Origin of the sequence: Blastococcus saxobsidens (assembly GCF_002938435.1) — a bacterium.
Lineage (GTDB): Bacteria > Actinomycetota > Actinomycetes > Mycobacteriales > Geodermatophilaceae > Blastococcus > Blastococcus saxobsidens.
Genome location: NZ_POQT01000014.1, coordinates 37448 through 63097, shown reverse-complemented (window position 1 = coordinate 63097; position 25650 = coordinate 37448). Strand labels below are relative to the sequence as shown.

Annotated in this window: 24 protein-coding genes and 1 pseudogene; 11 read left to right on the top strand and 14 right to left on the bottom strand. The window is 74.1% G+C overall.

Annotated elements, in window-relative coordinates:
- Positions 1-26: 26 nt before the first annotated feature.
- Positions 27-488 (top strand): annotated as a pseudogene (locus C5507_RS23405) (LUD domain-containing protein); the annotation flags it as partial.
- 151 nt (positions 489-639) lie between these two features.
- Here the strand turns inward: C5507_RS23405 and C5507_RS10640 are convergent.
- The 7 genes from C5507_RS10640 to C5507_RS10610 all read right to left on the bottom strand — a co-directional run bounded on the left by C5507_RS10640 (position 640) and on the right by C5507_RS10610 (position 9943).
- Positions 640-2529, bottom strand: coding sequence for an L-lactate permease (locus tag C5507_RS10640; RefSeq protein WP_104528497.1), 1890 nt, complete (start codon positions 2527-2529; stop codon positions 640-642).
- A gap of 30 nt (positions 2530-2559) precedes the next feature.
- Entirely contained in the window at positions 2560-4191 is a 1632-nt protein-coding gene (glcF, locus tag C5507_RS10635; RefSeq protein WP_207225872.1) for a glycolate oxidase subunit GlcF, read from the bottom strand.
- Positions 4192-5379, bottom strand: coding sequence for an FAD-binding oxidoreductase (locus tag C5507_RS10630; protein ID WP_207225873.1), 1188 nt, complete (start codon positions 5377-5379; stop codon positions 4192-4194).
- A 76-nt stretch (positions 5380-5455) separates the two neighbouring features.
- Positions 5456-6943: an FAD-linked oxidase C-terminal domain-containing protein gene (locus C5507_RS10625; protein ID WP_104528496.1), complete on the bottom strand. Its 1488-nt coding sequence runs from the start codon at positions 6941-6943 to the stop codon at positions 5456-5458.
- 4 nt (positions 6944-6947) lie between these two features.
- Complete coding sequence (aceB, locus tag C5507_RS10620; RefSeq protein ID WP_104528495.1) at positions 6948-8558, bottom strand: malate synthase A; 1611 nt, start codon at positions 8556-8558, stop codon at positions 6948-6950.
- A 115-nt stretch (positions 8559-8673) separates the two neighbouring features.
- Entirely contained in the window at positions 8674-9468 is a 795-nt protein-coding gene (locus tag C5507_RS10615) for an IclR family transcriptional regulator (protein ID WP_104528494.1), read from the bottom strand.
- A 61-nt stretch (positions 9469-9529) separates the two neighbouring features.
- Positions 9530-9943: a GlcG/HbpS family heme-binding protein gene (locus C5507_RS10610; RefSeq protein ID WP_104528493.1), complete on the bottom strand. Its 414-nt coding sequence runs from the start codon at positions 9941-9943 to the stop codon at positions 9530-9532.
- 61 nt (positions 9944-10004) lie between these two features.
- Between C5507_RS10610 and moaA the strand changes: the two genes are divergently transcribed.
- The 5 genes from moaA (at position 10005) to C5507_RS10585 (ending at position 13013) form a co-directional block, all read left to right on the top strand.
- Entirely contained in the window at positions 10005-11057 is a 1053-nt protein-coding gene (gene moaA / locus C5507_RS10605; protein ID WP_104528492.1) for a GTP 3',8-cyclase MoaA, read from the top strand.
- Between the two features lie 5 nt (positions 11058-11062).
- The gene (locus C5507_RS10600) at positions 11063-11308 is read left to right on the top strand and encodes a MoaD/ThiS family protein (RefSeq protein ID WP_242611228.1); all 246 of its coding nucleotides are present in this window, start codon (positions 11063-11065) and stop codon (positions 11306-11308) included.
- A 20-nt stretch (positions 11309-11328) separates the two neighbouring features.
- A complete protein-coding gene (locus C5507_RS10595) occupies positions 11329-11529 on the top strand; it encodes a hypothetical protein (protein WP_104528490.1) in 201 nt (66 codons plus the stop codon).
- Between the two features lie 68 nt (positions 11530-11597).
- Positions 11598-12110, top strand: coding sequence for a histidine kinase (locus C5507_RS10590; RefSeq protein WP_242611229.1), 513 nt, complete (start codon positions 11598-11600; stop codon positions 12108-12110).
- A gap of 57 nt (positions 12111-12167) precedes the next feature.
- The gene (locus tag C5507_RS10585; RefSeq protein WP_104528489.1) at positions 12168-13013 is read left to right on the top strand and encodes an SMP-30/gluconolactonase/LRE family protein; all 846 of its coding nucleotides are present in this window, start codon (positions 12168-12170) and stop codon (positions 13011-13013) included.
- A 10-nt stretch (positions 13014-13023) separates the two neighbouring features.
- Here the strand turns inward: C5507_RS10585 and C5507_RS10580 are convergent, their stop codons facing one another.
- Entirely contained in the window at positions 13024-13734 is a 711-nt protein-coding gene (locus C5507_RS10580) for a DUF4386 domain-containing protein (protein WP_104528488.1), read from the bottom strand.
- A gap of 107 nt (positions 13735-13841) precedes the next feature.
- Here C5507_RS10580 and C5507_RS10575 point away from each other — a divergent pair, with 107 nt between their 5' ends.
- Entirely contained in the window at positions 13842-14549 is a 708-nt protein-coding gene (locus tag C5507_RS10575; RefSeq protein ID WP_104528487.1) for a TetR/AcrR family transcriptional regulator, read from the top strand.
- An 8-nt stretch (positions 14550-14557) separates the two neighbouring features.
- Here the strand turns inward: C5507_RS10575 and C5507_RS10570 are convergent, their stop codons facing one another.
- From C5507_RS10570 to C5507_RS10545, 6 genes are all read right to left on the bottom strand, one after another.
- Positions 14558-14968 (bottom strand): molybdenum cofactor biosynthesis protein MoaE, encoded by a 411-nt coding sequence (locus C5507_RS10570; RefSeq protein ID WP_104528486.1) that lies wholly within the window; start codon positions 14966-14968, stop codon positions 14558-14560.
- Positions 14965-15546, bottom strand: a complete 582-nt coding sequence (locus C5507_RS10565; protein WP_104528485.1) for a nucleotidyltransferase family protein — start codon at positions 15544-15546, stop codon at positions 14965-14967. The genes C5507_RS10570 and C5507_RS10565 overlap by 4 nt, the downstream gene beginning before the upstream one ends.
- Positions 15547-15658: 112 nt before the next feature.
- On the bottom strand, positions 15659-16705 hold the full coding sequence (locus C5507_RS10560) for an ABC transporter ATP-binding protein (RefSeq protein WP_104528484.1): 1047 nt from the start codon (positions 16703-16705) through the stop codon (positions 15659-15661).
- Positions 16702-17502: an ABC transporter permease gene (locus tag C5507_RS10555; RefSeq protein WP_104528483.1), complete on the bottom strand. Its 801-nt coding sequence runs from the start codon at positions 17500-17502 to the stop codon at positions 16702-16704. The genes C5507_RS10560 and C5507_RS10555 overlap by 4 nt, the downstream gene beginning before the upstream one ends.
- Positions 17499-18269 (bottom strand): molybdate ABC transporter substrate-binding protein, encoded by a 771-nt coding sequence (gene modA / locus C5507_RS10550; protein ID WP_104528482.1) that lies wholly within the window; start codon positions 18267-18269, stop codon positions 17499-17501. The genes C5507_RS10555 and modA overlap by 4 nt, the downstream gene beginning before the upstream one ends.
- Positions 18266-18676, bottom strand: a complete 411-nt coding sequence (locus tag C5507_RS10545; protein WP_242611230.1) for a TOBE domain-containing protein — start codon at positions 18674-18676, stop codon at positions 18266-18268. Before C5507_RS10545 ends, modA begins: the two co-directional genes overlap by 4 nt.
- A gap of 194 nt (positions 18677-18870) precedes the next feature.
- Between C5507_RS10545 and C5507_RS10540 the strand changes: the two genes are divergently transcribed.
- From C5507_RS10540 to C5507_RS10525, 4 genes are all read left to right on the top strand, one after another.
- The gene (locus tag C5507_RS10540; RefSeq protein WP_158657565.1) at positions 18871-20076 is read left to right on the top strand and encodes a DUF2786 domain-containing protein; all 1206 of its coding nucleotides are present in this window, start codon (positions 18871-18873) and stop codon (positions 20074-20076) included.
- Between the two features lie 186 nt (positions 20077-20262).
- Positions 20263-22065, top strand: a complete 1803-nt coding sequence (locus C5507_RS10535) for an HNH endonuclease signature motif containing protein (RefSeq protein WP_165400472.1) — start codon at positions 20263-20265, stop codon at positions 22063-22065.
- 77 nt (positions 22066-22142) lie between these two features.
- Complete coding sequence (locus tag C5507_RS10530; protein WP_242611231.1) at positions 22143-23867, top strand: RecQ family ATP-dependent DNA helicase; 1725 nt, start codon at positions 22143-22145, stop codon at positions 23865-23867.
- A 120-nt stretch (positions 23868-23987) separates the two neighbouring features.
- Entirely contained in the window at positions 23988-25643 is a 1656-nt protein-coding gene (locus C5507_RS10525) for a carbamoyltransferase family protein (protein ID WP_104528479.1), read from the top strand.
- Positions 25644-25650: the final 7 nt, after the last annotated feature.

The window sequence follows — 25650 nt, the reverse complement described above, 5'->3', positions numbered from 1 at the left end:
GCTCGTTGCTCCGCCGGGCTCTCGAGGTGGCGACCGCGACGGTAGCAACGGACCAGTCCGCGCCGGCTGCACGCCACCGGCGCGGCCGGGCGGTGGGCGACCGCCCAGCGCAGCAGCCGGCTCGGCCGCCTCCTCGCCCGCCGGTCAGGGCGGATGCCGTCCCTGCCGTTCCCCCTGGACGGCTGGACGGCCAGGCGCGAGCTGCCCGTGCCGCCCTCCGAGACCTTCCGCGAGTGGTGGGCCCGGGAGCGGTCGTGAGCCGCCGGGAGGAGGTCACGGCGTTGGGTCAGGCGGGGGTGGTCGTCACCGGATGCGCCGTCGCGATCGCCGGGACGGGCACGCTCGTCCTCGACGCGTCAGCCGACCAGGGCCGCCGAGCCCTCATCCTCGTGCCCGATCTGCACGTCTGCGTGGTCCGCACCGAGCAGGTGGTGGGAAGCGTCCCGCAGGGGCTGGCCCGGCTGGTCCCCCTGCGACCGCTGACGTTCATCAGCGGCCCGCCCGCCACCAGCGACATCGAGTTGTCGCGGGTCGAGGGCGTGCACACGGCCCTCCTCGGCTGGAGCTCGTGCTCGTCGAGCTGTGACCGAAGGGCCGGCTGCGCAGCGGGCGTCGCCGCGCAGCCGGCCGTCGAGCCGCTCAGCGACCGCCGGGCTTGGCGGTCGGGTCCGGACCCAGGTCCGTGCCCTGCGCGCTCGGGTCCCCCTGGGTGCCGCTGCCGTCGCCGTGTCCGGCGGGGACCAGTTCGGGGTTGGGCTTCCCCGGTGAGCGGCGCATGGCCAGGACCAGTCCGACCAGGGCGCCCAGCAGCAGCGCCAGCCACAGGGTGCTCACGTTCGCGCCCAAGCCGTAGATCGCCACCAGCGACAGGCCACCGGCCATGAGGCAGTAGTAGATCGTCGGCAGGATCGTCTTCCGGATCAGGTCGCCCTCCCGGCCCACCAGGCCGACCGTGGCGGACGCGGCGACGATGTTGTGCACGGTGATCATGTTGCCCGCCGCGCCGCCGACCGCCTGGGTCGCGACGACGGTCTCCGGAGCCACGCCGATCTGCTCGGCGGTGGAGAACTGGAACAGCGAGAACATCAGGTTGCTGACCGTGTTGCTGCCGGCCACGAAGGCGCCGAGGGCCCCGATCCACGGGGCGAAGGCCGGCCAGGCGTCACCGGCGAGCGCCGCGGCCCCCTCGGCCAGGACCAGCGGCATCGACGCCAGCCCGGAGTCGTTGTAGGTGTCACCGGAGTTGATGAACACCCGCACCAGCGGCAGGGCGAACAGGAGAGCGACCGCCGCGCCCGCGAGCTGGCTGCCCGCCACCTTCCACGATGCCGCGATCTGCCGCCCGTTCATCCGGTGCAGACCGTAGGTGATCAGGCACGTCAGGATGAACACGAAACCCGGCAGGTACAGGTACTCCAGCGCCTGCGAGATGCCCTGCACGCCGAAGATGTTCTCCACGCTGAGGACCCGCCAGCCATCCCGCAGGAACGTGGTCAGCGGGTCGACCGTGCGGGTCAGCACCAGCAGGGCGGCGACGACGACGTACGGCGTCCACGCGAGCCAGATGTTCATCCGGCGCTCGGCGACGTCCTTCTCGTCCTCGGGGTGCAGGCTGCCCATCCAGTTGCTCGCCCAGCGGTGGCGGGGCGGGAAATCCCAGATCTGCTTGGGCATCAGGAAGCCCCGGCTCGACGCGAACATCACGATGATCAGACCGGTCAGGCCGCCCAGCAGCGAGGGGAACTCCGGCCCGAGGAGCCAGGCCACCAGCACGTAGGGCACGGTCATGGCGAAGGCGGCGAACAGGGCGAACGGGGCGATGGCCAGCCCGTCGGCGAACCGCCTACGCTCGCCGAAGAAGCCCGTGAGCATGCAGGCGAGGATCAGCGGCATGAGCGTGCCGATGGTGGCGTGCAGGAGCGAGACCCGCAGGCCGATGACCTCCAGGTACGCGGGCAGGTCGAGGCCCAGCACGGAGAGCCGCTCGTCGACCGGCGCGGCCCCGCCCAGCCCACCGCTGACGCCCACCAGGATCGGCGTCCCGACCGCGCCGAAGCTCACCGGGGTGCTCTGGATGATCAGCCCGACCATGACCGCCGCCATCGCCGGGAAGCCCAGGGCCAGCATCAGCGGCGCCACCACGGCGGCCGGTGTACCGAACCCGGAGGCACCTTCGATGAAGCTGCCGAACAGCCAACCGACGATGATGGCCTGCACCCGGCGGTCCGGGCTGATGCTGGTGAACCCGGCGCGGATGGTGGCCATCGCCCCGCTCTTGGTCAGCGTCTCGAGCAGCAGCAGGGCGCCGAAGACGATGTAGAGCAGCGTCACGGCCACCAGGAGGCCCTGCACGGCGGAGGCGGCGATCGCGGTCGGCGACATGCCCCACACCAGTAGGGCCACCAGGACCACGACGACGAATCCGACCGGCATCGCCCACTTCGCCGGCCACCGGAGCCCGGCCAGGAGGATCCCGACCACCGCGATCGGTGCCAGGGCCAGCAAGCTGAGCACAGCGAGGTTGTCCACGGTGACGCCTCTCGATCGGGTTCCGTCTGGTCAGCGGGCGGGTGCGGCCGGTCGGGCCAGGGCGGTGCCCGGCCCGGAGAGTGCATGTTCGAGCACGTCCTCGACGGGGACGCCGCGGATCGAGGCGTCCAGCACCTGGACGGTGTGGGCGACCGGCATCCGCTTCCCCATCCGGGCCAGCGTCGTGGCCACCTGCATCCAGCAGCCGGGGTTCGCCGTCACCATGAGGTCCGCCCCGGTGGCGAGCACGGCCGCCGCCTTGCGCTCGCCCAGCTCCCGCGCCGGTTCTGGCTGCAGCATGTTGTAGGTGCCGGCGCTGCCGCAGCACAGCTCGGCCTCGGTGAGCGCCTTGAGCTCCACGCCGGGGATGCCGCGCAGCAGCCGGCGCGGCTCCTCACGGATGCCCTGCGCGTGGGCGAGGTGGCAGGCGTCCTGGTAGGCCACGGTCATGGGCAGCGGGTGCCGTTCGGCGACCGGCCCCATCTCGACGACGAACTCGCTGATGTCCCGTGACTTCCGGGCCAGCGTCTCGGCGCGCTCGGCCCACTCCGGCTCGTCGCGCAGCTGGTGCCCGTACTCCTTGATGTTCGAGCCGCAGCCGGCCGCGTTCACGACGACGTAGTCGACCCCGGCCTGTTCGAAGGTCTCGATCGTCCGCTTGGCGAAGTCCAGCGCCTGCTGCTCGCGCCCGCCGTGCCCGGGCAGCGCGCCGCAGCAGCCCTGGCGCCTGGGCGCGATGACGTCGCAACCCTCGGCCGCCAGCACCCGCACGGTCGCCGCGTTCACGTCCGGGAAGAACGTGCCCTGCACGCAGCCGGCCAGCAGCCCGACGACCGCCCGCCGCTCGCCCACGGCCGGCGTCCGCTCGGGAATGCGCTCCACCGGGCCCAGCTTGGGTGCGAGCGACTCCATGGCCTGCAGGGGTGCCGGGAGCTTGCGCATCAGTCCTGCGCGGGTGAGCAGGCTGCCGAGCCGGCTGGCCTGGTAGGCGCGCAACGGCCCGCGCAGTGCGCGCAGCCGCTTCGGATAGGGGAACAGGTTGTAGATCAGGTCGCGGTAGAGCTTCTCCGACCGCGACCGCTCGTACCGTCGCTCGATCTGCGGGCGGGTGGCCTCGATGAGCTTGTCGTACTGGACGCCGGACGGGCAGGCCGTCACGCAGGCCATGCAGCCCAGGCACTGGTCGAAGTGGCGGACCATCGAGTCGTCGAGCGGCTCACCCTCCAGCGCCTCCTTCATGAGGTAGATGCGCCCGCGGGGGCTGTCCATCTCCTCACCCCAGAGCACGTACGTGGGGCAGGTGGGCAGGCAGAACCCGCAGTGCACGCAGTCACCGATGAGCGCGGGGTCCGGCGGGTGGTGCTCGTCGAAGGCCGGCTGCACCGCCTGCCGCGTCATGGGCAGGCCGAGCAGGGTCGGGGTGCCCACGGTGGCGGCCCCGGTACCGGCGGGCAGGTCGATGTCCTGGCCGATGTCCAGCGGACGGCGCGCCCCGACGACCTCGGCCGGCGCCTGGTCGGCGGCGCGCTGGGCCCCGGTGACAGCACCGTCGGGCAGGTCGCGCTGCCCGTCGCGCACCGGGTTGACGTTCGCCGAGGCGCCGGGGGAACCGGGCGGCGGCGAGTCACCGTGGCCGGTGCTGCCCGGGGTGATCTCGGTCATCTACAGCCCTCCGACGAACCGGCCCGGCGACATCTGCCGCTCGGGGTCGAACCTCTCCTTGACCCGCCGCATGAGGTCCAGCGAGTCGCCGGCCGGGCCCCAGTGGTCCAGCCGGTCCCGGACGTCGTCCGGCGCGCGGAGCAGCACCGCCGTCCCGTCGTGCGGCGCCAGGGCGGCACGCAGCCGGGGCAGCGCCTCGACCGCCGCGTCGGCCGGGAGCGCCGCGTAGGACACCCCGGTGGCGGCGTGCGCGGCCAGCGCCGTACCGGCCGGGAGCGCCCCGACCACCGACGCGAGGGCCGCCGGCGCGTAGGCCAGCCGCAGCAGCACGTCGTCGACACCGCCGGGCCGCCGGCCGAAGCCCTCCGGCACGTCGTCGGACTCCTCCCCACCGCCGAGCAGCGCGACGGCGGCGCCGGCCTGGGCATCGACGGACTCGGCGATCGACTCGAACAGCACGACCAGCCGGGCGGCGCCGTCGGCGCGCCCGATCAGCTCCACGGCCGACGGGGTCAGCGTCGAGCGGGCCAGCGCGATCGACAGCGGCCCGGCAGCCGCGACGTCAGGCAGCTCCAGGGTGACCACCCGGCGCGCGGGCGGCACCGGGTGCAACCGCCAGGTGGTGGAGGCGACGGCGCCGAGCGTCCCGTGGGCCCCGGTGAACACCTTGCCGAGGTCATACCCGGCGACGTTCTTGACCACCTTGCCGCCGGCGTGCGCCACGGTGCCGTCGGCCAGGACGACGGTGATGCCGATGAGCAGGTCCCGGGTGGTGCCGTACCGCAGCCGGCGCGGCCCCGACGCGTTGGCGCTGACCACCCCGCCCAGCGTGGCGCCGTCCTCGGGCGGGTCGAGGCCGAGGAGCTGGCCGGCCTCGCCCAGCCGCGCCTGCAGGTCGGGAAGGCGGACCCCGGCCTCGGCCACGACGGTGAGGTCTCCGGCCACGTGCTCGACGATCCGGTCCAGACCCGTCAGGTCCAGGAGCAGGTCGGCGGAGTCCGGCGGCGCGGCCCACGTCAGCTTGCTGCGTCCCCCGACCGGCACGACCGTGCGCCCGTCGGCCGCCGCGGCCCGCAGGACCTCGGAGACCTGATCGACCGTCGCCGGCCGGACCACCTCCTGCGGGACGACGCCACCGACGGCGTCGTCGGCACCGCCGGCCCGGCGGATCTCGGTGGCAGCGGTCACGAGTCCTCCTCGCTGGCGCTCGTCGGCCGCGTGCCCGACGGTGCTCCACCCATTGGTGAGCTCGCACGCCCGCTCATCAGAAGACCTCGCCGAGCCCGGCCGCCTGCACCGGGTGCTCGCCCTTCCGGACGCCGGGCCGCTCGCCGCACAACCGCGGGGTCGGGAAGACCTTGCCCGGATTGGCGATGCCGTCGGGGTCGAAGGCGCAGCGCAGCAGCTGCATGGTGTCGAGGTCCTCGGGGGTGAACTGCTTGGCCATCTTCATGCGCTTCTCCTGGCCCACCCCGTGCTCGCCGGTGATGGAGCCGCCGGAGGTGATGCAGAGCTCCAGGATCGCCCCGGCCAGCTCCTCCGCCTCGTGGGCCTGGCCCTCCACCGCGTCGTCGAAGAGCACCAGGGGGTGCAGGTTGCCGTCCCCGGCATGGAACACGTTGGCCACGCGCAGGCCTTTCGCGTCGGCCATGCGCTTCATCTCGGCCAACACCTCGGGCAGCTTGGTCCGCGGGATGACGCCGTCCTGCACGTAGTAGGAGGGGCTGATCCGGCCGACGGCGGCGAACGCCGACTTGCGCCCCTTCCACATCAGCGCCCGCTCCGCGTCGTCGGCCGCGATCCGGACCTCGAAGGCGTTGCGCCGCTGCGCGATCTCCTCGACCTGCCGGAACTGGGCCTCGACCTCGACCTGCGGACCGTCGAGCTCGATGACCAGCACCGCCACGGCGCCCGCAGGGTAGCCACAGTTGACAGCCGCCTCGGCGGCCTCGATGGCCAGGGCGTCCATCATCTCCACGGCGGCGGGCACGATGCCGGCCCCGATGATGTCGCTGACCGTGCCGGCTGCGTCCTCGACCGACCGGTACCCGACGAGCATCGTCTGCACCGCCTCGGGGACGCGGATCAGCCGAAGGGTCAGTTCGGTCGCGACCCCGAGGGTGCCCTCGCTGCCGATGAAGGCGCCCAGCAGGTCGTAGCCGGGGTGCTCGGGAGCGCGCCCGCCCAGGTGCACGACCTCGCCATCGGGCAGCACCACCTCAGCGCCCAACACGTGGTTCACCGTGAAGCCGTACTTCAGGCAGTGCGCACCGCCGGCGTTCTCGGCGACGTTCCCGCCGATCGAGCACACCAGCTGGGACGACGGGTCCGGTGCGTAGGCGAGGTCGTAGGGTGCTGCGTCCCGGGTCACCCACAGGTTGATCACGCCCGGCTCGACGGTCACCTGACGGTTGTCGGCGTCGACCGCGCCGAGAGAGCGCAGCCGGGACAGCACGAGCAGGACGCCGTCCGAGCTGGGCAGCGCGCCGCCGGACAGGCCGGTGCCCGAGCCGCGGGCGACGAACGGGACGCGAGCTTGCGAGCACAGCCGCACCGTGTCGACGACGTGCTGGCGGCTCTCGGCCAGGACGACGATCGCCGGCGTGACCTTGAAGTTTGCCAGGCCGTCGCACTCGTAGGTCCGGGTCTGGGTCCGGTCGGTCAGCACCCGCTCGGTGCCGACCGTCGCCCGCAGCCGTTCGGCCAGGGCGGCGGTCAGGTCGGAGACCGACGGTTCGGCGACGGCGGTCATGGCGTCACGGCATCCGCTCGTAGGCGGGCAGGGTCAGGAAGTCCTGGTACTCGTCGGCCACCGCGGTCTCCAGGAACAGCGCGCGGGCGTCGTCCCAGCGGCCGGAGGCGAAGGCCTCGCCGCGGGCCTGCTCGATGGCCTGCATCTCCTCGTCGGTGAGACGCTCGACCAGCTCGCGGGTGACCGTCTCCCCGTTCGACAGCTGCACGTCGTTGTGCAGCCACTGCCACACCTGGCTTCGGCTGATCTCCGCCGTGGCGGCATCCTCCATCAGGCCGTTGATGCCGGCCGCGCCCTGGCCGCGCAGCCAGGACTCCAGGTACTGGATGCCGACGCTGACGTTGGCCCGCAGGCCGGCCTCGGTGACCTCCCCGGGGGTGGAGCGCACGTCGAGCAGCTGCTCGGCAGCGACCCGCACGTCCTCACGCTTCTTGTCCAGCTGGTTGGGCTTGTCGCCGAGGACCTTGTCGAACACGTCCATCGCGGTCGCGACCATGCCGGGGTGGGCGACCCAGGAGCCGTCGAAGCCGTCGTTGGCCTCACGGGTCTTGTCCTCGGTGATCTTGTTGAACGCGAACTCGTTCTTCGCCGGGTCCTTCGAGGGGATGAAGGCCGACATGCCGCCGATGGCGTGCGCCCCGCGCTTGTGGCATGTGCGCACCAGCAGCTCGGTGTAGGCCCGCATGAACGGGACGGTCATCGTGACCGAGTTGCGGTCGGGGAGAGTGAAGTCCCCGCCCCGGGTCCGGAAGGTCTTGATGACGCTGAACATGTAGTCCCAGCGGCCGGCGTTCAGCCCGGCGGAGTGCTCGCGGAGCTCGAAGAGGATCTCCTCCATCTCGAACGCCGCGGGATAGGTCTCGATCAGGCAAGTGGCGCGGATGGTGCCACGCGGGATGCCGAGGTGCTCCTGAGCCAGGACGAACACGTCGTTCCACAGCCGCGCCTCGAGGTGGCTCTCCATCTTCGGCAGGTAGAAGTAGGGCCCCTGGCCGCGGTCGACCTGCTTCCGCCCGCAGCTGGCCAGGTAGAGCGCGAAGTCGACCAGGCTGCCGGAGGTCTGCTCGCCGTCGACGGTGATGTGCTTCTCGGGCAGGTGCCAGCCGCGCGGGCGGACGATGATCGTGGGCAGCTGGACGTCGTCGCGGACGCGGTACTCCTTGCCCTCGGGGCTGGTGAACTGGAGCGTGCCGTCGATGGAGTCCATCAGGTTCAGCGGCCCGTTGACGACGTTCTCCCACAGCGGGGAGTTGGCGTCCTCCTGGTCGGCCAGCCAGCACCTGGCGCCGGAGTTCAGCGCATTGATGGTCATCTTGCGGTCGGTCGGGCCGGTCATCTCCACCCGGCGGTCGACCAGACCGGGTGCCGGGTCGGCCACCCGCCACGAGTCGTCCGCACGGATGTGCGCGGTCTCGGGCAGGAAGCCCAGCGTGCCGCCGGCGGCGAGGTCCCGGAGCCGCTCCTGCCGGGCCCGCAGCCGCTCCTGCCGGCGAGGCTCGAACTCGCGGTGCAGCCGGGCGATCAGCTCCAGCGACTCGGTCGTCAGCACCTGCTCGTAGCCGTCGCGCCACTCCCCCCGGACCTCGACGCCAGGGACGTGGGGGGCACTGCTCATGGGAGGTTCTCCTCGGTTGCTACGGCGGCGGTACCAGCGCCGAGTGCATGGGCGGTGGACGCACTCTGATGCACCGCCCGGCGCCCGCGCCATCCCTTCCGGAAAACCCTTTCCGCTACTCGGAAACCCGCCGGCCTCCGCCCGGCGTGTGCCGCAGCCAGGCGCGGGCGAGCTGATCGGCGGTCCGGTGGAGCGCCTGCACGACCTCGGGCTGGCCGTGGTCCAGGCGACTGGCGGGAGCCGACACCGACAGCGCCGCAACTGCGTCAGCGCCCGGACCGACCGGCACCGCCAGGCATCGCACGCCCAGCTCCTGCTCCTCGTCGTCGACGGCCCAACCTCGCTCCCGGACCGCCGCCAGCTCCGCCCGGAAGGCCCCCAGGCTGGTCAGGGTGTGCGAGGTGTGCCGCGGCATCCCCAGCCGGAAGATCACCCGGCCGAGCTGATCCTCCTCGTGCCAGGCGAGCAGCACCTTGCCCACGGCGGTGCTGTGCGGGAGCACCCGGCGGCCCACCTGGGTGAACATCCGCATCCGATGGCGCCCCGGCGCCTGCGCGACGTAGACGACGTGGTCGTCCTCGAGGACGGCGAGATTGACCGTCTCGCCGCAGTCCTGCGCCAGCTCGGACAGGAACGGCAGCGCCCAACTGCTGAGCAGCCGCCGGGTGGCATCTCCCAGCGGGAGCAGCGCCGCTCCCAGCGCGTACCGGCGGTCGTGGTCCTGGCGCACGTAGCCACGCGCGGCGAGGGTCGCCAACAGCCGGTGGGCGGTGCCCAACGACAGGCCACTGCGCTGGGCGAGTTCGGACACGGGCAGCCGACCCCCGCCCTGCGCGAGGAGTTCGAGCAGCAACAACGCCCGGTTGACCGACTGCACGGTGCCGGACGGACCCTCCGCCACGGCACCCATTGTGGCACCGTCCCCGTCGCCCGCCGCCCCACGCCGGCCGGGGAGGCCCCGGTGCGGACGCTCAGGCGGTGGCGAACCCGGCGGCCTGCACCGCCGCGGCGCACACCGCCTCGTCCTGGTCGCCGGTGCCCCCACTGGCGCCGACGGCGCCGAGCAGTGTCCTGCCCCGGTACACGGGGACGGCACCGGTCTGGGGGGTGAACCGCCCGCCGGTCACGGTCGTGATGGCCGCGGCGAAAGCCGGCATGGGCATCATCTTCTCCTTCTGCGCCGCGCTCGGGACCCCGTACGCGGCGGAGGTCCACGCTTTCCCCTGCGCGACGTCGGCGCTGATCCACGGGGCGCCATCCATGCGCACCAGCGCGATCAGGTGCCCTCCGGGATCCATCACCGCGATGGACATCGGCACCCCGAGGTCGGTGGCGGACCGGCAGGCGGCGGCACACAGCCGCAGGGCATCGTCCGAGGTGAGCACGTGGCCATGACAGCAGCGGCCGGATCCGCCGGCAACCCGGGACCGCCACTACATTGAGGTGATGACGAGCAGCCCGCTACCGGATCCGCGCGTGCGCCCTGCCGTGGCCGCCGCCCCGGGCGGTGTCGGGCTCGTGGACCGGTACGGCCGCACGGCCACCGACCTGCGGGTCTCGCTGACCGACCGCTGCAACCTGCGCTGCAGCTACTGCATGCCGCCCGAGGGGCTGGACTGGCTGCCCAAGGTCGAGGTGCTGACCGACGACGAGATCGCCCGGCTGGTCCGCATCGGCGTGGAGCAGCTCGGCATCCGCGAGGTCCGCTTCACCGGTGGGGAGCCGCTGCTGCGCCCCGGCCTGGTCGGCATCGTCGCGGCGGCGACCGCGCTGCGCCCCCGGCCCGAGGTCAGCCTCACCACGAACGCCATCGGCCTGGCCCGCGTGGCCCCCGCGCTGGCCGAGGCCGGGCTGGACCGCATCAACGTCAGCCTGGACACCCTCGACCGCGACCGGTTCAAGCAGCTCACCCACCGCGACCGGCTCGACGACGTGCTGGCCGGTCTCGCCGCCGCCCAGCGCGCGGGGCTCACCCCGGTCAAGGTCAACGCCGTGCTCATGCGGGGCATGAACGAGGCCGACGCCGTCCCGCTGCTGGACTTCTGCCTGGAGCAGGGCTACCAGCTGCGGTTCATCGAGCAGATGCCGCTGGACGCCCACCACGCCTGGACGCGGGGCGAGATGGTCACCGCCGAGGACATCCTGGAGCGGCTGTCCGCGGCGCACACGCTCACGCCGGACACCGAGGCGCGCGGCTCGGCGCCCGCGGAGCGGTGGCTGGTCGACGGCGGCCCGGGGACGGTGGGCGTCATCGCCTCGGTCACGCGGTCCTTCTGCGGCACCTGCGACCGCACCCGGCTCACCGCCGACGGGCAGATCCGCAACTGTCTGTTCGCCCGCGAGGAGTCCGACCTCCGCACCGCCATGCGCGACGGCGCCTCCGACGAGGAGCTGGCCGACCGCTGGCGGATCGCCACCCTCGGCAAGCTGCCCGGCCACGGCATCGACGACCCGAGCTTCCTGCAACCGTCCCGGCCGATGTCGGCGATCGGGGGATGAGTGCCGTGCCTCCCGTCACCGTGCGCTACTTCGCCGGGGCCCGGGCCGCCGCCGGCACCGGCACCGAGGCCCGCGAGGCGGCCAGTCTCGACCAGCTCGTCGGGCAGATCGTCGCCGACCACGGCGAACGGCTCGAGCGCGTGCTGACCGCCTGCTCGTTCCTGATCGACGGCGCCCAGGCACGCGACCGGACCGCCCCGCTGTCCCCCGGAGCGGTGGTGGACGTGCTCCCCCCGTTTGCCGGCGGCTGACCGCACCGGAGGATGAGCGCATGAGCATCTTTGACAAGGCGAAGGCCAAGGCCGAGGAACTGCTGGGCCGCGCCGAGGAGCTGTACGGCCGGTCGCACGGGGATGCCGCAGCCACGGTCGCCGGCGAGGCGCACGTCATGGAGGCCGAGGCCGAGGAGGAAGCGCTGGAGCGCGGCACCGACCGGCCGGCCGACGACGACGGCCTCGCCGGCGCGCGCTAGCCCGGGCCGCCGAGCGGCGTCCGGCAGGGCCGTTCGTCCCTGTGTGCGGCCGCCGTACGGCGGGAATAATGGACGACATGGTTCCGGCGGGGGTCGCCGACGTCGCACCGTGGCGGGATTGGGCGTCCGCCGCGGACGGAGCGCTGCGCTTCCTGCACGGGCACGTCGGCTGGGACGTCTGGCTGGTCACCCAGCTCGTCGACGACCGGCAGGTGGTGCTCCGGGCCTGGCCGGAGCACCGCGTGCCGCCGGGCGCCGAGATCCCGTGGACGCAGAGCCTGTGCTGCGCCATGGTCGAGGGCCGCGGCCCGCGGCTGGCCACCGTCACCGCCGCCGTCCCGGCCTACGCCTCCCGCACCTCGGGGGCGATCCGGGACATCGCCGCCTACGTCGGCGTCCCCCTGGTCACCGGGGACCTGGAGCTCTTCGGCACGCTCTGCGGGATCGCCTACCGGGCCAAGCCGCGCAGCGCCGCCCGGGAGCTGACGGTGGTCGAGGCCGCCGGCCGGATGCTGAGCACGCTCATGGCCGCGGGCATGGAACCCCCGCCGCTGGTGGTGCCGCAGGAGCGGTCCGCCTGAGCGCGCACCCGCCGCCGACCTGCGACAGGATCGGCGCACCAGGCGGAGGGGGAGCAGGTGCGCGCCGAGCAGGTGACCGGGCCGGTGGCCGAGCACGGCGAGGGGCCGGTCTGGTGGCCCGGCTGGGGCGGGCTGCGCTGGGTGGACCTGACCGTCGGCGACGTCCTCTCCCTCGGAGCGGACGGAACGGTCCACCGCGTGCACGTCGGCGCCGTGGCGGCGGCGCTGCGCCCGCGGCGCGCCGGCGGTGCGGTCATCGCCGTCGAGCGGGGGTTCCTGCTGGAGGCCGCCGACGGTGCCCTCACGCCGCTGGGCGAGCTCTGGACCGACGACGGCGTCCGGATGAACGACGGCGGCTGCGACCCCGACGGCCGGTTCTGGTGCGGGACGATGGCCTACGACCAGACCCCGGGCGCCGCCGCGATGTACCGGCTGGACCCCGACGGCAACGCGCGGCAGGTCTTCGCCGACGTCACCGTCTCCAACGGCCTGGAGTGGAGCCCCGACGGGGCCCTCGCCTACTACGACGACACCGCCACGCACCGCGTCGACGTCTTCGACTACGACTCCGACGGCGGGCTGACCGGCCGCCGCCCGTTCGTCACCCTCGACGACGACGGCCTGCCCGACGGGCTCACCGTCGACGCCGAGGGTGGCGTGTGGGTGGCGCTCTACGGCAGCGGCGCCGTGCACCGGTACGACACGACCGGCCGGCTCGACGCGGTGGTCGAGGTGCCCACGCCCAAGGTGACCGCCTGCACGTTCGGCGGGCCGGGGCTGGACCAGCTGTTCGTCACCACGTCGCAGGAGGGCATGGCGCCGGGCGAGGACCCGCTGGCCGGAGCGCTGTTCCGCGTCGACACCGGCGTGCGGGGCCTGCCCGCCCGCACCTTCGCCGGCTGAGACCGCCGGTTCAGACGGGGACCGGCGCCGCCGTCCCGGACGGCGGGACGAGGGCCCGCGGCGAGGACCGGAAGCCCCGCGCGAGCAGGTGGACGGCGAGACTCATCTCCCAGGCGAACACCGGCAGCGCGGCGAGCGCGCCGACCACCGAGACCTGCTCGTAGCGGCCGAGGAGCACGGCGACGCCCGAGGCGAGGATCAGCGGCCCGCCGACGAGCCCGAGGGTGGCGATCCACCGCGGCACCAGCCCGGACCGGTGCATGATCCCGGCCAGCAGCAGGGTGTTCAGCCCCAGCGCGACGTTCGGCCCGAGCAGGAACGTCCAGTCCTTGACCGCCACCAGGGCCTCCTGGACGACCAGGAGCGCGCCGTCGTCGGCACCGGAGGCGTCCTCGCGCAGCGTGACGACCACCAGGACGGCGACCAGGCCGACGGCGATCAGGGCGCCTTCCATCAGCCGGCCCAGGGCGTAGCCGAGCGCGGCGGCGTGGTGCTCGCGCCGGAGAACGGGATAGAGCGCGATCCCGGTGCCCATGACGGCGGCGACCGTGACGATCTCGAGCAGCGCGCCCAGCAGCACCTGCCCGTCGGCCCCCGCACCGAGGACGTAGCGCGCGTCGCCCAGCACCGGCTGGAAGAGCCCCAGCGCCGGGATGGAGGCGGCAGCTGCCACCAGGAAGAACACACCCGCGACCATCGCGGTCCGTCTCGTCGAGCCCATGTCCCCAGCTTCCCTTTCGAGGTGTACGGCGTACACTGGCAGTCGTCACGGTAGGTGTACGATGTACACCTGTCAACCTCCCCGAGAGCTGCGAGGAGAGTGGGTGCGTGGCGGAGCAGTCCGAGCCGACCCGTCGGGCGCCGCTGAGCAGGGACCGGGTGCTGCGCACCGCCGTGGCGCGCGCGGACGCCGCCGGCATCGGGTCGATCAGCATGCGCGGGCTCGCCCAGGAGCTCGGGGTCGTCCCGATGGCGCTCTACAAGCACGTCGCGAACAAGGACGAGCTGCTCGACGGCATGGTCGACCTGGTCATCGAGGAGTTCGACCCGCCGGCCGACGGCCTGGACTGGAAGGCAGGGGTGCGCTCGCGCGTCCTGTCGGCGCGCCGCGCGGTGCTGCGCCACCCCTGGGCCCGGCTCGCGATCGAGTCCCGTACCCGCCGGACGCCCACCGTCCTCGGCTACATGGACTCCCTCGCCGGGGCGTTCCGCGGCGGCGGCTTCTCCGCCCACCTCACTCACCACGTGATGCACGCGCTGGGCAACCGCATCTGGGGGTTCACCCCCGAGCTGTTCGACGAGCCGCGGGGCGACGACGCCCTGCCACCCACCGCCGAGGAGCAGGAGGCCATGGCCCGGGAGTTCGCGCAGCGGTACCCGCACATCCTGGAGATCGCCATGGCCGCCACCGACGGCGACCTGTCAGGCGTGGGCGGGGGGTGCGACGAGCAGTTCGAGTTCGAGTTCGCCCTCGACCTGCTGCTCGACGGGTTCGAGCGGCTGCAGCGGCAGGGCTGGGTCAGGCGACCGGGCTAGCGGCCGGCCTACGGGCAGGCGACCCATTCCTCCTGGCCGTCGGTGAAGACCTGCCGCTTCCAGATCGGCAGCCGCTTCTTCACCTCGTCGACGAGCTCGGCGCAGGCGGTGAACGCCTCGCCGCGGTGCGAGGCGCTGACCGCGCAGGCCAGGGCGACGTCGCCGATGCCCAGCAGGCCGATCCGATGGCTGACCGCGACCGCGTGCACGCCGGGCCGCGCGGCGAACTCCTCGGCCAGCTCGACGATCACCTCGGTGGCGGTGGGGTGGCCGACGTACTCCAGCTCGGTCACCGACCGCCCGCCGTCGTGGTCCCGGACCACGCCGGAGAACGAGACGACGGCACCGGCGGCCTTGTCGGCCACGGCGTCCTCGTGCTGGGCGACGGACAGCGGCTCGTCGACGACCCGGGCGATCACGGCGCCGAAGGTACTCCGGGTGGCGGGACGTCGAGGTCGGCCGGATCCGCGAGACCGGCGCAGTCGACCTCGACCACCTCGTGCTCGGCCAGGTAGCGGCGGGCGCCCTCGTCGCCGGTCGCGGTGGCGATCACGCCGGCCCAGTGGTCGCGGCCGAGCAGCACGGGGTGCGCCCGGACGCCGTCGTAGGTGGCGACGGCGAGCGCGTCGGGGGCGGCGTGCGCGGCGAGGGCGGCCAGCGCGGCCGGCGTCATGCCGGGCATGTCCACCAGCGTGACCAGCGCGGCGTCGACGGTCCCCGGGAAGGCGCGCAGCCCGTCGAGGCCGGTCCGCAGCGAGGAGGCCATCCCGGTCTCCCAGTCCTCGTTCGCCAGCACGGTGGCCCCGGTGAGGTCGGCGGCGCGCCAGACGTCGACGGCCCGTGCGCCGAGGACGACGAGCACGACGTCGCACGCCGCCCGCGCCGTCCGCACCGCCCGCTCGACCAGCAGGCTGCCCTCGTACTCGACCAACGCCTTGGGCATCCCGTAGCGGCGGCCGCCCCCGGCGGCGAGGACGACGGCGGCGACGCTGCTCATGCCCCCACCCTCCCAGGACCCCGCGGATGACGATCAGGTCTCCTGATCGAAATGGGTCCTCCCTCGCGGTCGACGGTGAGGGAGGACCCAGAACGATCAGCTTCCCTGATCATCAGCGCGTGTAGACGGCGACCTCGGTGGCCTTCACCGTCGCCCACACCTCCGCGCCGACGGTCAGCCCGAGCTCGGCGAACGCGGTGGCGGTCACGTCGGCGACCAGTGGCACCTCCCCCGCCAGGTCGCACCGGACCGTGGCGCCGTGCGGGGTGGCGCCCACGACGCGCGCCCGCCACACGTTGCGCGGGCTGCCCTCGGGCCGGGCTACGTAGAGGGCGACCGACTCAGGCCGCACCGCGGCGAACACCGGGCCCGTCGCGTGCTCGGCCACCGCGACCGTCGCGCCGCCGTCGAGCCGGACCTGGCTGCCCTCCCCCGTGCCGGGGAGCAGCGAGAGGCCCACCAGCCGGGCGACGTAGTCGGTGCGCGGCCGGCGGGCGATCTCCTCCGGCGTCCCGGCCTGCACGACCCGGCCGTCCTCCACGACGACGACGCGGTCGGCCAGCGCCAGGGCGTCCACCGGGTCGTGGGTGACCAGCACGGTGCTGCCGGGGAAGTCCGCGAGGTGCCGGCGCAGTTCCGCCCGCACCACCAGCCGGGTACGGGCGTCCAGCGCCGACAGCGGCTCGTCCAGCAGCAGCAGCGCGGGCCCGCCCACCAGCGCCCGGGCGAGCGCCGCCCGCTGCGCCTGCCCGCCGGACAGCTCCGCGGGACGCCGGCCGCCCGTGCCCGCCAGCCCCACGCGCTCCAGCCAGGCCTCGGCGGCCGCCCGCGCGGCCGCCTTGGCGGTGCCCCGGGTGCGCAGGCCGAAGGCCACGTTGTCGGCGACGCTCAGGTGCGGGAAGAGCAGCGCGTCCTGGAAGACCATGCCCAGCGACCTGCGGAAGGCCTCGAGGTGGACGCCGTCCCCGTCCCAGGTGCGCCCGTCCACGACGACGACGCCGTCGTCCGGCGGCAGCAGCCCGGCCAGCACGCGCAGCAGCGTGGACTTGCCCGCGCCGTTCGGGCCGAGGACGGCGAGCACCTCGCCGTCGGCGACCTCGAGGTCCACGGCCAGGTCGAGGGTCCCGCGGCGCACGGCGACCGCTGCGCGGAGGCTCACGCCGTCGCCCGCCCGAGCCAGCGGTCGCGCAGCAGCAGCAGGGTGGCCAGGGAGACCGCCAGGAGCAGCACCGACAGCACGATGGCGGCGTCCGGATCGCGCTGCAGCGCCAGGTAGACGGCCAGCGGCATCGTCTGCGTCGTCCCCGGGAAGTTGCCGGCGAAGGTGATGGTCGCGCCGAACTCGCCCAGCGCCCGGGCCCAGCAGAGCACCGCGCCGGCCGCGACGCCCGGTGCGACGAGCGGCAGGGTCACGCGGCGGAAGGTCGTCCACCGGCCGGCGCCCAGGGTGGCCGCGACGTCCTCGAACCGGGCGTCGGCGGCCCGCAGCGCGCCCTCCACGCTGATGACGAGGAACGGCATCGCCACGAACGTCGCGGCGATCACCACGGCGGTGGTGGTGAACGGGATGGTTACGCCGAAGGCCTCGTCCAGCCACGACCCGACGATGCCCTGGCGGCCGAGGACCAGGAACAGCGCGACGCCGCCCACGACGGGGGGCAGCACCAGCGGCACGGTGACCAGCGCCCGCAGGACGGTGCGGCCCCGGGCCCGCGACCGCGCGAGGACCCAGGCGAGCGGGACGCCGAGCAGCAGGGAGACGGCGGTGGCGAGCGTGGCCGAGACGAGGGAGAGCCGCAGCGCCTCCCCGACGCCCGGCGCGCCGAGCTGGGTGCCCAGCTGGGACCACGGCGTGCGTACCAGCAGGCCGACCAGGGGCAGGGCGAGGAACAGCACCCCCAGGGCCGCGGGCACCAGGAGCGGCGCCGGGACGCGGGCGCCGTCGTGGCGGCTCACGGGGCGGCGAAGCCGGCGCCGGCCAGCGCCTCGCGCCCCTCCGGGGACAGCACGAGCTCGACGAACGCGCGAGCGGCCGCCGGGTTGGGGGCGTCGGCGAGCACGCAGACGGGGTAGTCGTTGGCCGCCTGCTCGGCCTCCGGGAAGGAGATCCCCTCGACGGCGCCCTCCGCCGAGTCGACGTCGGAGGCGTACACCAGGGCGGCGTCCACCTCGTCGAGCTCCACCTTGGTCAGCGCGGCGCGGACGTCCTCCTCGAGGGTGTCCGGGCGCGCGGTCACCCCGGCCGCGGCGAACACGTCCTCGGCGGCCGCCCCGCAGGGGACCTCGGCGGCGCAGACGGCCAGCGCGAGCTCCTCGCGCGCGAAGTCGGCCAGCCCGGTGACGCCCGCCGGGTTCCCGGCGGGCACGACGATCTCCAGCACGTTCCGGGTGAAGACCTGCGGCTCCCCGTCGGCCAGGCCGGCGTCGGTGACCACGGCCATCTGCGCCTCGTCGGCCGAGGCGAACACGTCGGCCGGTGCACCCTGGGAGATCTGCGTGGCCAGTGCCGAGCTGCCCGCGAAGCTGAACCGCACCTCCAAGCCGGGGTGGTCGTCGGCCAGCCGGTCCCCCAGCTCGGTGAAGACGTCGGTGAGCGAGGCGGCGGCGAAGACGGTGAGCGTGCCGGTCAGCTCGTCACCGCCCCTGGGCTCCGCTCCGTCCGCCCCGGCGCAGCCCGCGGCGGTCAGCGCGAGGACCGCCAGCCCGGCGAGCCGCCGCCTCACGGCACGTCCACGCTGACCTGGGTGGCCTTGACCGTCGCGACGGCGCGCACGCCCGGCTCCAGCCCCAGCTCGTCGGCGGCCTCCCGCGACATCAGCGACACCAGCCGGAAGGGGCCCGCCTGCAGCTCCACCTGGGCCATCACCGCGTCCCGGACGACGCGGGTGACGATGCCGGCGAGCCGGTTGCGCGCCGACGACGGAGTGGCCCCCGGCTCGGGCGCCTCGCGCAGTTCGGTCGCGAGCCGCGCGAGGCCGGGGCCGTCGACGACGGTCGGCCCGCCCTCCCGCCGGGCCGACAGCCGGCCGCTGTCGATCCACCGGCGCACCGTGTCGTCGCTGACACCGAGCAGGGATGCGGCCTCAGCGATCCGGTATTCAGCAGCCACCATGCCACCATAGTTCCGCATGTGCGGACGATCAACGCCCATCGATCCGCATACGCGGTCAGGGCCGGCTAGGCGACGTGGACCGGCGCCCGTGGTCAGTGGCGGAGGGACCCCCGGGGAGCGCCCGGCCAGACCGTTGGCGCATCTGTGGACGCGGCCCGACCGTCCACAACCGCCGCGGGACCCGTCGGCGGAACGGGGGCAGCATGCCCCACGTGATCGATGAAGCCTGGCTCGCGGGCCTGTTGCAGGACCGGGCCCTCCTCCTCTCCGACGCCGGGATAGGCGAGCTGGCCACCACCCTCGGGACCGCGGGCGTCGACCTCGGCACCGGCGGCCTCCTTCCGCAGGCGCTGCTCGCCGCGCTCGACGACACCTGGGAACGCGGCTGGCAGCCGGCCGACGTCGCACACGCCGCCCGCCGCCAGGTGGGAGCCGGTTCGGTGCCGCTGGTCGTGGCGCTGATCGCCGAGCACGCCCGGCGGACCGACGCGATCTCGCGGGCACCCGACGGCTGGGTGGCCCAGCTCGCCGAGCTCGGCGCACGGGAGGCCGGGGACTCCCCCGTGCCGACGGCCTGCCACCGGCTGCAGCGGCGGGCGCCGGCCGAGGCGTGGCGCATCGCGCTGTTGCTGGTCGGGTTGCTGCGCACCACGCCCCGGATCGAGGTCCTCGTACCGCCGCCGTCGCGGTGGGGCGCCGCGCGCGTGCGCCCGGACCGGCCGGCCGCCGACGACGACCGCGCTCTGCGGCGCATCCGCGGCCTGCTGGCCAAGGCGGAGTCGACGGAGTTCGCCGAGGAGGCGGAGGCGCTGACCGCCAAGGCCCAGGAGCTCATGACCCGGCACGCGGTCGACGCCGCCCTGCTGGCGGAGGCCACTCCCGCAAGCACCCACGTCGGCACCCGCCGGGTCCACGTGGCCGATCCCTACGTACGGGCGAAGATGCAGCTGTTGGCCGCGGTCGCCGAGGCCAACGGCGTGCGGCTGGTCTGGTACCAGGGCCTGGGGATCGCCAACCTGGTCGGCGTGCCCACCGCTCTGGACGCGGTGGAGCTGCTCTTCACCTCGCTGCTGCTCCAGGTGTCGCAGGCGCTCTCCACCGCCGAACGGGCCGCCGGGCTGCGCTCGGCGGCACGGACTTTCCGCCGGGCGTTCCTGCTGGGCTACGCACACCGCATCGGGGAGCGCCTGACCACCGCCCGCCGTCAGGCGACCGCCGAGGCAGCGACCGAGCGGGGCGTCGATCTCCTTCCCGTGCTCCGGTCACAGCAGGCCGCCGTCGAGGCCAGGGCGGCCGAGCTGTTCCCCCGCGTGCGGGCCACCCGCAGCCGTGCCTCGGTCGACGCGGGTGGCTGGTACGCGGGCCGGGCTGCGGCGGAGCAGGCCGACGTGGCAGCGCGCCGGGAGTCGCTGGACTGAGCGCGCCGCGCCCTCCCGATTCCGAGATGTTCCCGCGCGGGAACGCCCACCCGGCCACGTTCCCGGTCCGACAGGTTCACCCGTCGCCCCGGCCCCGCACCCCGCGCGTTCCGAGACGTTCCCGCGGGAACGTCGGGCGGGGCGGGACCGCGGCATTCTGTCAGTGGGGTCACCTATCGTCCGAACATGCGTTCGAACGATGAAGGCGGCGTCCGGCCGCTCGACGAACTGGCGGCGGCGATCACCTCCGGAGCCGTGCGACTCGCAGCGGCCACCGCGTCCTGGCTGAGGATGGTGGCCGAGTTCGACGCCCGGGGCGGCTGGCACGGGGTGGGCATCCGCTCCTGCGGTCACTGGTTGGCGTGGCAGTGCGGCATGGGCCCCGGCGCCGCACGGGAGCACGTGCGCGTGGCCCGGGCGCTACCCGCCCTCCCCCGGATCGAGGCCGCGTTCAGCTCCGGTCGGCTGTCCTACTCCAAGGTGCGCGCCCTCACCCGCATCGCCGAGCCCGACTCGGAGGCAGCGCTCCTGGAGTTCGCCCTCTCGGCCACCGCGCACCAGACCGAACGCTTCTGCCGCACGTGGCGGCGCATCGACGACAAGGCGGCCGCAGGCGACCAGAGCCGGGCCGCCCTCGACCAGTCGTTCGAGTCCTGGACCGACGACGACGGGTTCCTCGTGCTCAAGATCCGCATGCCCGCCGAGCAGGGCGCCCCGCTGCTGACGGCGGTCGAGGCGCGGGCCGAGCGGGACCTGCGCCGCGACAGGGCCCTGGCGACGAAGGCGGCCGCCGGTCATGCCGCCATCCGGCAGGCGGGCGGCACCGTGGACGAGGACGTGGAGGATCGGTGCGCCGGGGACGCCGAGGTCGGCATGGCCCGCGAGCGCGCCGCGGCCCGTCGCATCGCCGCTCTGGCCGAGCTGGTGGAGGCCGGGACGCATGCCGACCGCCGCCCCGGTGATCCACCCCGGCGCGAGGTCGTCGTGCACGTCGACGCCACGGTCCTGGCCGATGACACCGCTGCCGGACGGGCCCACTTCGAGGGTGGGCCGGCGATCACCGGCGCCCAGGCACGCCGGATGCTCTGCGAGGCGACGGTCGTCGCCATGATCGAGCAGGGGCGGGAACCGCTGGCCGTGGGCCGCCGGAAGCGCCGCGCCACGCGCCCGCAGAGGCGCGCGCTGCTCCGGCGTGATGGCGGGTGCGCCCGACCCGGCTGCCCCGAGACGCGGATCGAGCGCCTCCACGCGCACCACCTGCGGCACTGGCTGTTCGGGGGCAGGACCGACCTCGACAACATGGTGCTGCTGTGCGACGTCGACCACGGACTCGTCCACGACCAGGACCTGGTCATGAGCCGCGCCGACGGCCGCCTCGTGGTCAGCACTCCCGACGGCCTCCGCGTGTGGGGTGCTGCCGACGCGGCGTTCGCCAGCGGACTCGCCGGGGCTGCACCGGAGCCGGTCCAGGGCGACGACGTGTACGCCGGGGTCCACCCCTTCGACACGACGATCGGCCGACGGCCGATCGCGGCGCCTGCGGCAGGCCGCGCCACGGCTGGAGCGAGCGTGACATCGAACCCCGATCCGGACCCCGCCGCGCCGACCGCGCCGACCCCGCCGACCCCGCCGACCGCATCGTCCCGACGACGTGCCGGCGCCGGGACCGCATCGCGCACGCCGCGTTCGCGCCGGAGGTCGCACCGGAGGTCGGGCACAGGCCAGCACCCCCGCAGGACCTGCCTCCGCACCGCGACAGGGGCAGTGATCCGCGGCTCACGCGGGACCGTCAGCACGGTGGTCGAGACCTGCACGCGGCTTCCGCTCGTCGAGGAGGTGCTCTTCCCCGAGGGCGCGCCCGCGCCGGCCGGCCCGCCGCAGGCCCCGTACGAGCGGCTGGACATGGCCCACGCCATCGGCGTGCTCATGGGTAATCGCGACCTCGTCCGCCGGCTCGCCGCCGAGTCGGGCGTTCCGGTCGATGGCTGACCGGGGACGTTCCCGCGGGAACGCCGCGTGCACCTGCACACAGTTTGTCGATCTCGGGGCACGGGGAGAGGGAGCCGGTGCCCCGCGCCTCCACCCCCTCCTCGGCCGACGACAACCCCGCCGGGGCGAGCGCCTCCGTGCGCACCCGCCGGATCCGGCAGTTCGCCCGCGAGGTGCTCGGCTACGACGGCTTCCGCCCCGGTCAGGAGCGCGCGATGCAGTCCGTGGTCGGCGGGCGGGACACCCTCGCCGTGCTGCCGTCGGGGGCGGGCAAGACCGCGATCTACCAGGTCGCCGGACACCTGCTCGACGGGCCGGTCGTGGTGGTCTCGCCGCTCATCGCGCTGCAACGGGACCAGGTGGAGCGGCTGGCCGAGCTCGCCGACCAGGCCGGGGCCGCCGCGCAGCTGAACTCCACGCTCTCGGCGGCCGACCAGCGGGAAGCCCTGGACGGCCTGCGGGACGGAACGGTCCGCTTCCTCTTCCTGGCCCCCGAGCAGCTCACCAAGCCGGACGTGGTCGACGCGGTCGCCGAGACCAAGCCGGCGCTGTTCGTCGTCGACGAGGCGCACTGCGTCTCGGCCTGGGGGCACGACTTCCGCCCCGACTACCTGCGCCTCGGCGGCGTCATCGAGCAGCTCGGCCACCCCACCGCCCTGGCTCTCACCGCAACCGCGGCCCCGCCGGTCCGCGCCGAGATCGTCGAGCAGCTCGGGATGGTGGACGCGGAGATCGTGGTCGCGGGCTTCGACCGGCCCGAGATCCGGCTGGAGGTCGACCACCACGCCGACGCGCACGGCAAGGACCAGGGCGTGCTCGACCGGGTGCTGGCCGAGGTCGGTGAGGGCCGCGGTCCGGGCATCGTCTACAGCGCCACGCGCCGCGGCACCGAGGACGTCGCCACCGCGCTGGCCGACCGCGGGCTGCGCGCCCGCCACTACCACGCCGGGTTGAAGAAGGCCGACCGCGAGGACACCCAGCGCGCCTGGATGGACGACGAGCTGGACGTCGTCGTCGCCACCACCGCGTTCGGCATGGGCATCGACAAGCCCGGCACCCGCTTCGTCGTCCACGCCGAGCCGGCCGACTCGATCGACAGCTACTACCAGGAGATCGGCCGGGCCGGCCGCGACGGCGACCCGGCGCTCGCCGTCCTGGTCTACCGCCAGGAGGACCTCGGCCTCCGCCGCTTCTTCGCCGCCGGGACACCCGCCGAGGAGGAGCTGCAGCAGGTGGCCGGGCTGGTCCAGGCCGCGGCGGCCGCCGGCATGGACGACGGCGTGGACGTGAAGGAGCTGCGCGAGGAGACCGGCCGCGCCGCCACCCCCCTGGCGCGCGACCTCAACCTGCTCGAGCAGGTCTCGGCGGTGGTCCTCGACGAGGAGGGTGCCGCCTTCCCGGCCGAGGGTGCGCCCTCACCCGCCGCGGCTGCCACGCAGGCCCGGCAGCTGGCCGAGCACCACGAGAAGGTGGACCAGAGCCGCGTGGAGATGATGCGCGGCTACGCCGAGACCACCGAGTGCCGGCGGCAGTTCCTCCTCGGCTACTTCGGCGAGCAGCTCGACGAGCCCTGCGGCAACTGCGACAACTGCTCCGCCGGCACCGCGCAGGAGCACCCCGGTGCCGACGACCACGACACCCCCTTCCCGGTGGAGACCCCGGTCGAGCACACCGAGTGGGGCCACGGCGTCGTGATGCGGGTAGAGGACGACCGGGTCACCGTGCTGTTCGACGAGGTCGGCTACAAGACGCTCGCGCTAGCCGCCGTGCTCGAGCACGACCTGCTCCGGACGCGCGCCTGAGCGGCCCCCAGGGCGGGAGCGCTCGGGCTGCGGGACGCGCGCCCGGGCTTGATCATCAGCAGGACGACGGGTCGAGGCCTCGAACAGACGGGCAGTGACCCGAGGAGAAGGAGTGCGCGCGTGAAGGTCCTGGGCATCAACGCGATCTACCACGACCCGGCGGCGGCGCTCGTCGTCGACGGGAAGATCGTGGCCGCCGCCGAAGAGGAGCGGTTCAGCCGCCGCAAGCACGGGAAGCGCCCGCTGCCCTGGAGCGCCTGGGAGCTGCCCGAGCTGTCGGCCGCCTGGTGCCTGGCCGAGGCCGGCCTGCACCCGGAGGACCTCGACGCCGTCGCCTACTCCTTCGACCCGGCCCTCATGGGGTCGCCGGAGGACTCGGGGCTGAACGACCCGGGCGACGTCATGCGGAAGATGTACGCGGAGAAGGCGCCGGAGTTCCTCGCCCACGCGCTGCCCGGGCTGGACCCCGCGAAGGTCCGCTTCGTGAAGCACCACGTGGCGCACGCCGCCTCGGCGGGGCTGGCCGCACCCGCGCAGGACAACTCCGTGCTCGTGCTCGACGGGCGCGGCGAGGCGCACAGCCACCTGGCCGGCCGCTACGTCGACGGGCAGCTGGAGATCCTGGCCGGGCAGGCCCTCCCCCACTCCCTCGGCCTGCTCTACGAGGACCTCACCGACCACCTCGGCTTCCTGCGCAGCAGCGACGAGTTCAAGGTCATGGCCATGGCCTCCTACGGCAAGCCGCGGTTCGCCGGCGAGCTGTCCGAGCTCGTCGTCGCGACCGAGGACGGCGGCTTCCGCACCCCGAAGATCGACTTCTCCGAGTTCGCGCCGCGCCTGGGCAAGGGCGACGACTGGACGGAGGACCACGCCGACCTCGCCGCCAGCGTGCAGCAGCGCACCGAGGAGGTGCTGGTCGAGCTCGCCCGCTGGCTGCACGAGCGCACCGGGGACAGGACGCTCACCCTCGCCGGCGGCGTCGCGCTCAACTGCGTGGCCAACACCCGCATCTTCGCCGAGACGCCGTTCGAGCAGGTGTGGGTGCAGCCCGCCGCCGGCGACGCCGGCACCGCGCTGGGCAGCGCCCTGCACGTCGCCCGCGGCCTCGGCGAGACCACCGAGCCGATGCCGGGCGCCGACCTCGGCCGCGGCTGGTCCGACGAGGAGATCGAGCAGTACCTGACGACGGCGGCGATCGAGTACGAGCGCCCGCGCGACGTCGCCGACGCCGTCGCCGAGGTGCTGGCGAACAACGGGATCGTCGCCTGGTTCCAGGGCCGCAGCGAGTACGGCCCGCGCGCGCTCGGTCACCGCTCCCTGCTGGCCCACCCCGGCTACGAGGCCAACCTGGAGCGGATGAACGACGTGAAGGGGCGGGAGCAGTTCCGCCCCGTGGCGCCGATGGTGCTGGCCGAGCGGGCGCCGGAGATCTTCAGCCGCGGTCCCATCCCCTCGCGCTACATGCTCTTCGTGCACGACGTCGCCGCCGAGTGGCGTGACCGCATCCCCACCGTCACCCACGTCGACGGCACCGCCCGCATCCAGACCGTGGACCGCGCCGAGGAGCCGCTGGTCGCCCGCATGCTCGAGTGCTTCGAGCGGCGCACCGGCATCCCGGTCGTGGTGAACACCAGCCTCAACACCGCGGGCCGCCCGATGGTCGACGACCCGCGCGACGCCCTGGAGTGCTTCGGGTCCGCTCCGGTGGACCTGCTGGCGATCGGCCCGTTCGTCGTGCGGCGGTCGAAGGCCACCTCCCGCACCGGCCTGGACTGAACCGCCC

Coding starts and splice junctions, on each gene's coding strand:
- C5507_RS10565 (WP_104528485.1), bottom strand. CDS start 15,546: ATGAGCAGCGTCGCCGCCGTCGTCCTCGCCGCCGGGGGCGGCCGCCGC.
- C5507_RS10615 (WP_104528494.1), bottom strand. CDS start 9,468: ATGGGTGCCGTGGCGGAGGGTCCGTCCGGCACCGTGCAGTCGGTCAAC.
- C5507_RS10595 (WP_104528490.1), top strand. CDS start 11,329: ATGAGCATCTTTGACAAGGCGAAGGCCAAGGCCGAGGAACTGCTGGGC.
- C5507_RS10535 (WP_165400472.1), top strand. CDS start 20,263: ATGCGTTCGAACGATGAAGGCGGCGTCCGGCCGCTCGACGAACTGGCG.
- C5507_RS10625 (WP_104528496.1), bottom strand. CDS start 6,943: ATGACCGCCGTCGCCGAACCGTCGGTCTCCGACCTGACCGCCGCCCTG.
- C5507_RS10590 (WP_242611229.1), top strand. CDS start 11,598: ATGGACGACATGGTTCCGGCGGGGGTCGCCGACGTCGCACCGTGGCGG.
- aceB (WP_104528495.1), bottom strand. CDS start 8,558: ATGAGCAGTGCCCCCCACGTCCCTGGCGTCGAGGTCCGGGGGGAGTGG.
- glcF (WP_207225872.1), bottom strand. CDS start 4,191: ATGACCGAGATCACCCCGGGCAGCACCGGCCACGGTGACTCGCCGCCG.
- moaA (WP_104528492.1), top strand. CDS start 10,005: ATGACGAGCAGCCCGCTACCGGATCCGCGCGTGCGCCCTGCCGTGGCC.
- C5507_RS10545 (WP_242611230.1), bottom strand. CDS start 18,676: ATGCGGAACTATGGTGGCATGGTGGCTGCTGAATACCGGATCGCTGAG.
- C5507_RS10580 (WP_104528488.1), bottom strand. CDS start 13,734: ATGGGCTCGACGAGACGGACCGCGATGGTCGCGGGTGTGTTCTTCCTG.